Below are 7069 nucleotides of genomic sequence, written 5' to 3' on the forward strand. Positions count from 1 at the left end.
TCCTGTGGCCTGGGGACTCTCGCAGTGGCTCCTGGGGGCCCCTGGGGGCTCTGGGGGCCTCCAGGGCCTGGCTCAGCGCAGCTCCGCCGGGGGCGTGCGCTTCGCGTCGACCTTCTCGGTGCGGACCAGCTCGCCCCACACGATGTACCGGTACTTCGAGGTGTAGACCGGCGTGCAGGTGGTCAGCGTGATGTAGCGGCCCGGGGCGGTCCTGCCGGACTCCTTGGGGACCGCGTTGATCACGTCGGTGTTGTACTTCGAGGTCTGGCGCAGCTCGGCGAAGACCTTGTAGACGTACCAGGTGTCCCTGGTCTCGAAGACGACCGCGTCGCCGTTCTTCACCTTGTCGATGTTGTGGAACTTCGCGCCGTGCCCGTCGCGGTGCGCGGCGAGCGAAAAGTTGCCCTTCTCGTCCCACGGCAGCGCCGACTTCACGGGCTCCGTGTAGTAGCCGGCGACGCCGTCGTCGAGGACGTCCGGCGCGGTGCCCGCCTTGACGAGCACCTCGCCGTTCTTCATGGCCGGGACGTGCAGGAAGCCGACCCCGCCCCGGGTGTCCAGTGCTCCGGGCCCGGCCTGCCCGGGGGCCGGGTCCTGCCACTGCCGGCGGATCTCGTCGCCGCGCGCCGCGGCGTGCCGGTCCGCGAGCACGTTCGTCCACCACAGCGAATAGGCCACGAAGAGGCCCAGCACCAGGCCCACCGTGATCAGTACCTCGCCCAGCAGGCTCAGGAATCCGGCGAGCACACTGCGGCTGCCGGCGGGCGGGGCCGCGGCGCGGCGGCTGGCACGAGACACTGCTTGATTCGTCCTTAGCTGGTCAGCGCGGGCGGCGGGCCCTGGCTGCGGGGGCGTTCCTCGGTCATCCTGCCCCATACGATCATCCGGTAGGTGCTGGTGAACTCAGGGGTGCAGGTGGTCAGCGTGATGTACCGGCCCTCGGAAGTGAACCCCGAGCCCTCCGGCACGGGCTTGATCACCCCGACGTTGGTCGGCGGCGTCTGCGCCAGCGACGAGGTCGTCTCGTACGTGTAGTAGGCGTCCCGGGTCTCGACCACGACGGGATCCCCGGGCACCAGCCGGTTGATGTAGCGGAACGGCTCTCCGTGGGTGTTGCGGTGTCCGGCCACCGCGAAGTTGCCCTGCTTGTCGGCCGGCATCGCGGTCTTCAGCGCGCCCTCGCCGTAGTGCCCGACCATCCCCTTGTCCAGCACCTTCGCCTTGCTGGTGCCCTCGGCGACGGGGACCTTCACGTCCAGCTTGGGGATGTGGAGGATGGCGAAGCCCTGGCCCGGCTCGAAGGCCGTCACGGGCGGTGCGGCGGCGCCGCCGTCCGGCCGGCGCTCCCAGTTCTGCAGCAGGGAGCCGGCGGCGCCGTTCGCCGTCCGCTCGGCCAGCACGTTCGTGTACCAGAGCTGGTAGGCGACGAACAGCAGCATCACCAGGCCCGCCGTGATGAAGAGCTCCCCGCCCAGCCGGCTCGCGATGACCGCCGGGCCGCCGGACGCCGGCCGCTTGCGCCGCCGCCCGCCCCGCCGCCCGCCCCGCCTCCGGGTGTTCCTGGCGGCCCGCTTGGCGGCCTCCTGAGCTGCCCTGCGTCGCGCGGCCCGGCCCTCCGTGGGCGCGGACGGCGCGACCGCGGTCACGCGACGGCCTTGCCCACCACCGGGGCCAGCCCCACCGACCGTTCCACCGCGCCCGCGTCACCGCAGCGCACCAGCCAGTTCGCGAGCATGCGGTGGCCCCATTCGGTCAGCACCGACTCGGGGTGGAACTGCACGCCCTCGACGTCGTGCTCCCGGTGGCGCAGGCCCATGATGATCCCGTCCTCGGTCCGGGCCGTGACCTCCAGGACGTCGGGCAGGGTCGCGGGCTCGGCCGCGAGGGAGTGGTACCGGGTCGCGGTGAACGGCGAGGGCAGTCCCTCGAAGACGCCCAGGCCCTCGTGCTCCACGGGCGAGGTCTTGCCGTGCAGCAGCTCGGGCGCCCGGCCCACGACGCCTCCGTAGGCGACCGCCATCGACTGCATGCCGAGGCACACGCCGAAGACGGGGACACCGGTGTCGGCGCAGTGCCGGACCATGTCGACGCAGACGCCCGCCTCCTCCGGAGTGCCCGGCCCGGGGGAGAGCAGTACGCCGTCGAAGCCGTCCTGCGCGTGGGCGAGGGCGACCTCGTCGTTGCGCAGCACCTCGCATTCGGCTCCGAGCTGGTAGAGGTACTGGACCAGGTTGAAGACGAAGCTGTCGTAGTTGTCTACCACCAGAATGCGTGCGCTCACGGAGTGGCTCCCGATCCCTCGTCCACCGTCACGTCGTTGAACGGAAGGAGCGGCTCGGCCCATGGGAAGACGTACTGGAACAGCACGAAGACCACGGCGAGGACCAGTACGAGAGAGATCAGCGCGCGTACCCACGCGTTGCCCGGCAGATGCCGCCAGATCCAGCCGTACATGCCGCCTGATTCCTTTTCGTCCACATTCGTTCACTGCACCGCGGGGGCGGTACGCGAACAGACTAAAGCCAGCGGCCCGGCGGAGGGGGTCACCTGGACGAACCCCCCGGTCGGCCCTGTCCGCCGGCGCGCGTCCCGGTCAGTTCCGCCCACACCACCAGCCGGTGGCTGTGTCCCCATTCCGGGTCGCAGGTGGTCAGCGTGAGGTACCGGCCGGGTGCGGTGAAGGGGGACTTCGGCGGGACCGGGTCGACCACCCCGACGTCGGTGGGCACGGTGCGCAGGGGCCCGCCGCGGATCGTGTACGTGTACCAGGTGCCCGCGTCCCTGAGGACCACCTCGTCCCCCGGACGCAGCTTCGGGAAGTCCTTGAAGGGATCTCCGTAGGTGCGGCGGTGGCCGGCCACGGAGAAGTTCCCGACGGCCCCGAGGCGGGCGGTGGAGGCGTAGTGGCCCAGGCCCTTCTTCAGCAGCTCGGCGTCCGTGCCCTCCAGGACGGGCCGGACCCAGTCCGGGCCGAAGCGCGGGACGTACATCTCGGCGAAGGCCCGGCCGGGGGCGTACCGCGGCTCTTCCGGCGCGGCGGAAGCGGCCGGTGGCGGGGCGGGCCCGGAGGTCGCGGCCGGAGCCGCTGACGGGGCCGCCGAGGCGGCCGCCGACGGGGCTCCTGCCGCCCAGCGGTCGCGCAGCCGGGCCATCTCGCCGTCCGCGGCCCGGTCCGCCTCGACCCCGGTCCAGAGCAGGACGTAGGCGACGAAGAGCACGATCAGCGTGCCGGCGGTCAGGCACACCTCGCTGAACGCCCGTACGGCCAGGCGCAGTACGACGTCGGGACGGGCCCGGTCACGGGGTGGTGGCCACCGGCTTCGCATAGTGGAGGTCCACTGTGCCGGAGTAGGGGGGAAGTGTCAGCGCCTTGTGCTCGTCCACTTTCCAGCCCAGGCCGTAGGCGTTCACGTACAGCTGGTAGTTCTGCAGGGCGGGGGAGGCGGCGAGGGCTTTCTTCAGCGCCGCGGGGTCGCCGACGGCCGAGATCTTGTACGGCGGCGAGTAGACCCGGCCCTGGAGGATCAGGGTGTTGCCCACGCAGCGCACCGCGCTGGTGGAGATGAGCCGCTGGTCCATGACCTGGATGCCCTCGGCGCCGCCCCGCCACAGGGCGTTCACCACCGCCTGGAGGTCCTGCTGATGGATCACGAGGTCGTTGGGCTGCGGCTCGGGCACGTTGGGGATGCGGGCGGTGGCGTTCGGCGGGGCGTCGTTGAGGGTGACGGTCAGGCCCTTGCCGGAGAGCTCCTCGGTGCCGGAGGCGGCACGCAGGGCGGCCAGCTTCGCGTCCTCCGCCTTGGTGCTGCCGTCGTCGCGGTCGGCGAGGGCGTCCACGCGGCTGCGGGCCACCCCGGTACTCTCCTCCAGCTCGGCGTTGTCCTGGCTGCGTTCCTTGATCAGGTCCGACAGCTTGAGGAGGGAGGCGTCCGTCCGGATGTTCGTACCCTTGGACGTGTTGAAACTGGTGACGAAGAGCAGCCCGGCGAGGGCGAAGACGGCGGCCGTCAGCAACCGGACCGGCCTGGCCCGGCGACGGGGACCCGCGGAGGAGTCGTCTGAATTGCTCAACGTACCCTTCTCCTTCAACGCCACAGGTCCACTACGCTAACGGACGCCCGGGGCAGGCAAGGTCCCCAGCGCATCGACAGGAGAGCCCCTCGTGCCGAAGTCACGTATCCGCAAGAAGGACGACTACACGCCGCCGCCCGCGCGGCAGCCGCAGAGCATCCGGCTGACGAACCGCAGCTGGGTCGCCCCGGTCATGCTCGCGTTCTTCCTGATCGGTCTCGCGTGGATCGTCGTCTTCTACGTGACCGAGACCCAGCTGCCGGTCGAGGCTCTGGGCAACTGGAACATCGTGGTCGGTTTCGGCTTCATCGCGGCGGGATTCGGCGTTTCCACGCAGTGGAAGTAGCACGCCGCAGTCCCTGACGGAAGCTCTCCCCATGAGTTATCCACAGCGTCATCCACACCTGAGGAAAAGACAGAAGATCTGTGGATAACTCTGTGGAGAGTTGACGCCGGTGTGATCAGGTGAGTTCCGCCGTACGGAGCATGATCAGCCCTGCTGCCAGCAGGAACACCACCGCACAGGTGCCCCACTGGACGAGTGATCGATGCTTCGCGGCGGTGGGCGTGAGCATGCCCAGCCCGACCAGCGCACCGGTGATCAGACCGCCCACGTGGGCCTGCCAGGACACGCGCAGGTAGCCGCCGAACGGTACGAAGGTCAGCACCAGCATCAGCACGACCATGATGATCAGCGGCCGCATCTCGTACCGCAGCCGCCGCGCCAGCACCACCGTCGCGCCGAGCAGGCCGAAGATCGCCCCCGACGCACCGACGGTCGGGACGTTGGGCTCGGTCAGGAGATAGACGAGGGCGCTCGCGCCCAGGCCCGACAGCAGATATACGGCGAGGTACCTGCTGCGGCCGAGGGCCGCTTCCAGCGGACCGCCGATGACCCACAGCGCGATCATGTTGCTGATGATGTGCCACCACTCGACGTGCAGGAACACCGAGGTCAGCAGTCGGTGGTACTCGCCTGCGGCGACGCCCCGGAGGGGGCCGCCGGGGTAGTCGACGTACCCGCCGAGCAGCTGCAGCTGCACCGCCGACGCCGGGGCCAGCAGGCCGGCGAAGAAGACCGCGGCGTTGATCCCGATGAGGATCTTGGTGACCAGCTGGGGATCCTCGGCGACCACGCCGCCCGCGATGGTGCGCGCCGCGTTGGCGGTGGGGCGGTGCCCGGTCCCAGAGCCCTCGCGGACGCATTCGGGGCACTGGAAGCCGACCGACGCGCTGATCATGCACTCGGGACAGATGGGGCGCTCGCAGCGCGTGCAGGTGATCCCCGTGTCGCGGTCCGGGTGGCGGTAGCAGCCGGGCAGACGGTCGGTGTCCATCGGTCCCCTCGGTCGGCGGCAGGGGGGTGCGCCCCGCCGGTGCGGTACGTATCCAGTACGGACGGGCGGGGCGGAAAGGTTCCCGGAGGCGGACCGGGGCGGAGCCGGGCGGCTCGGGCGGAGCGGTGAGCGGGGCGGTCCGTCAGCGCTTCTCGACGACGACGGACTTGATGATCACGTCCTCCAGCGGCCGCTCGGTGCGCGAGTTGGTGGCGCTGGCGGCGATGGCGTCCACGACCTTCCGGCTCGCGGGGTCGGTGACCTCGCCGAAGATGGTGTGCTTGCGCGTCAGCCAGGCGGTGGGGGCGACGGTGATGAAGAACTGCGAGCCGTTGGTGCCCGGGCCGGCGTTGGCCATGGCGAGCAGGTACGGCTTGGTGAAGGCCAGGTCGGGGTGGAACTCGTCCGCGAACGCATAGCCGGGACCGCCGGTGCCGTTGCCGAGCGGGTCGCCGCCCTGGATCATGAAGCCGCTGATGACGCGGTGGAAGACGGTGCCGTCGTAGAGGGGGTCCGTGGTCTTCTGGCCGTCCGTGGGACGGGTCCACTCGCGGGCGCCCGTGGCGAGCTCGACGAAGTTCCGGACGGTCTTCGGAGCGAAGTTCTCCAGCAGCTCGATCTCGATGTCGCCGTGGGTGGTCTTCAGGGTGGCGTAGAGCTTCTCGGCCACGGATCTGCCTTCCATAGTCATCACTGTCGGTCCAGATGGTCGCACGGAGCGCTCCGCGGCACTGAAATCCTCCACCCGTATGCCCTGTCACGCATGCCTCTCGAGGCTGTGGCAGGCATGATCCGACAAAGGGTGGAAAGGTGAACTGTGTCCGCCACCGAGGAGGAGGATCCCGTGACCGGCAAGGACAGCGCGCGCCTGGCAGCCGAGAGCGCCAAGGAAAGCGTGCGGTACGCGGCTGAAATGGTGGCGCCGTACGCGGAATCCGCCAGGGACGCTGCGGCGCACTACGCACATGAGGCCAACGAACGGCTGTCGCCGATGGTGTCCCAGGCTGCCACCGGCGCCGCGCGCCAAGCCCGGATGACCTACGACTGCCATCTGCACCCACGCCTGAAGGCGGCGCGGGCGCACGTGCCGCCACCCGTTGACCGGGCTGCGACGAAGGCGGTCCACCAGACGCGTCTGGCGGCCCGTCAGGCGGCCGACTACACACAGCCGAGGATCGAGAGCGCCCTCGCGGCCGCCACCCCCGTGGCCGAGGAGGCCGCAGCGCGGTCGACCGCGGCGCTGGCGGCGCTGCGCGGCCAGGTGACGGCGAAGGAAGTGCAGAAGCTCGTGCGCAAGCACGAGCGGGCACAGCGCCGCGGCCGGGCCCTGCGCGGGGCCGCCCTGGTGGGCCTGCTCGCGGCCGGCGCCTACCTGGCGTGGCGGTGGTGGGACCAGCAGTCGAACCCGGACTGGCTCGTCGAGCCGCCGGCGGCGACCGAGCTGTCGGACCGGGACGCCGCACCGGCGAGCTTCGACGACGAGCTGGCGGAGAAGGAGCGCGGGGCCGGTTCTTCGGAACCGGAGCCGGGCCCCGGCCACTAGGCACGTTCAGTTCCGCGGACGGGGAAGGGCCCGGGGGGCCCGCCCGGGGGGGGGGGGGGGGCGCCCGCCCCGCAGGCGGGGAGCGGGCGGCGGGGTGGTGAACCACCAGGAACTACAA

At 70.8% G+C, this 7069-nt stretch carries 9 protein-coding genes and 1 pseudogene; 2 read left to right on the forward strand and 8 right to left on the reverse strand.

Annotation, left to right across the window (positions count from 1 at the left end):
* Positions 1 to 72: 72 nt before the first annotated feature.
* The 6 genes and pseudogenes from AB0F82_RS33755 to AB0F82_RS33780 form a co-directional block, all read right to left on the reverse strand.
* Positions 73 to 798: a class E sortase gene (locus tag AB0F82_RS33755; RefSeq protein WP_362634556.1), complete on the reverse strand. Its 726-nt coding sequence runs from the start codon at positions 796 to 798 to the stop codon at positions 73 to 75.
* 14 nt (positions 799 to 812) lie between these two features.
* A pseudogene (locus AB0F82_RS33760) lies at positions 813 to 1661 on the reverse strand (class E sortase); the annotation flags it as partial.
* Positions 1643 to 2281 (reverse strand): aminodeoxychorismate/anthranilate synthase component II, encoded by a 639-nt coding sequence (locus AB0F82_RS33765; protein WP_356814451.1) that lies wholly within the window; start codon positions 2279 to 2281, stop codon positions 1643 to 1645. The pseudogene AB0F82_RS33760 and the gene AB0F82_RS33765, both read right to left, overlap by 19 nt.
* A complete protein-coding gene (locus AB0F82_RS33770; RefSeq protein ID WP_030011120.1) occupies positions 2278 to 2454 on the reverse strand; it encodes a hypothetical protein in 177 nt (58 codons plus the stop codon). Before AB0F82_RS33770 ends, AB0F82_RS33765 begins: the two co-directional genes overlap by 4 nt.
* Before the next feature lie 89 nt (positions 2455 to 2543).
* Positions 2544 to 3326 carry a class E sortase gene (locus tag AB0F82_RS33775; protein WP_362634560.1) on the reverse strand — a complete coding sequence of 261 codons (783 nt, stop codon included), beginning with the start codon at positions 3324 to 3326 and terminating at the stop codon, positions 2544 to 2546.
* Positions 3298 to 4071 (reverse strand): DUF881 domain-containing protein, encoded by a 774-nt coding sequence (locus AB0F82_RS33780; RefSeq protein WP_356814449.1) that lies wholly within the window; start codon positions 4069 to 4071, stop codon positions 3298 to 3300. Before AB0F82_RS33780 ends, AB0F82_RS33775 begins: the two co-directional genes overlap by 29 nt.
* Before the next feature lie 91 nt (positions 4072 to 4162).
* Between AB0F82_RS33780 and crgA the strand changes: the two genes are divergently transcribed.
* A complete protein-coding gene (gene crgA, locus AB0F82_RS33785) occupies positions 4163 to 4417 on the forward strand; it encodes a cell division protein CrgA (RefSeq protein WP_031155982.1) in 255 nt (84 codons plus the stop codon).
* 115 nt (positions 4418 to 4532) lie between these two features.
* On the opposite strand, the gene AB0F82_RS33790 is transcribed toward crgA, so the two are convergent.
* Together AB0F82_RS33790 and AB0F82_RS33795 are read right to left on the reverse strand one after the other, a co-directional pair.
* Complete coding sequence (locus tag AB0F82_RS33790) at positions 4533 to 5408, reverse strand: rhomboid family intramembrane serine protease (RefSeq protein WP_362634564.1); 876 nt, start codon at positions 5406 to 5408, stop codon at positions 4533 to 4535.
* A 142-nt stretch (positions 5409 to 5550) separates the two neighbouring features.
* Positions 5551 to 6078, reverse strand: coding sequence for a peptidylprolyl isomerase (locus tag AB0F82_RS33795; RefSeq protein WP_031155984.1), 528 nt, complete (start codon positions 6076 to 6078; stop codon positions 5551 to 5553).
* A gap of 147 nt (positions 6079 to 6225) precedes the next feature.
* On the opposite strand from AB0F82_RS33795, the gene AB0F82_RS33800 reads away from it, so the two are divergent.
* On the forward strand, positions 6226 to 6951 hold the full coding sequence (locus AB0F82_RS33800; protein WP_362634567.1) for a DUF5324 family protein: 726 nt from the start codon (positions 6226 to 6228) through the stop codon (positions 6949 to 6951).
* Positions 6952 to 7069 lie beyond the last annotated feature (118 nt).

This window comes from Streptomyces virginiae, assembly GCF_040638905.1.
GTDB classification, from domain to species: domain Bacteria; phylum Actinomycetota; class Actinomycetes; order Streptomycetales; family Streptomycetaceae; genus Streptomyces; species Streptomyces virginiae_B.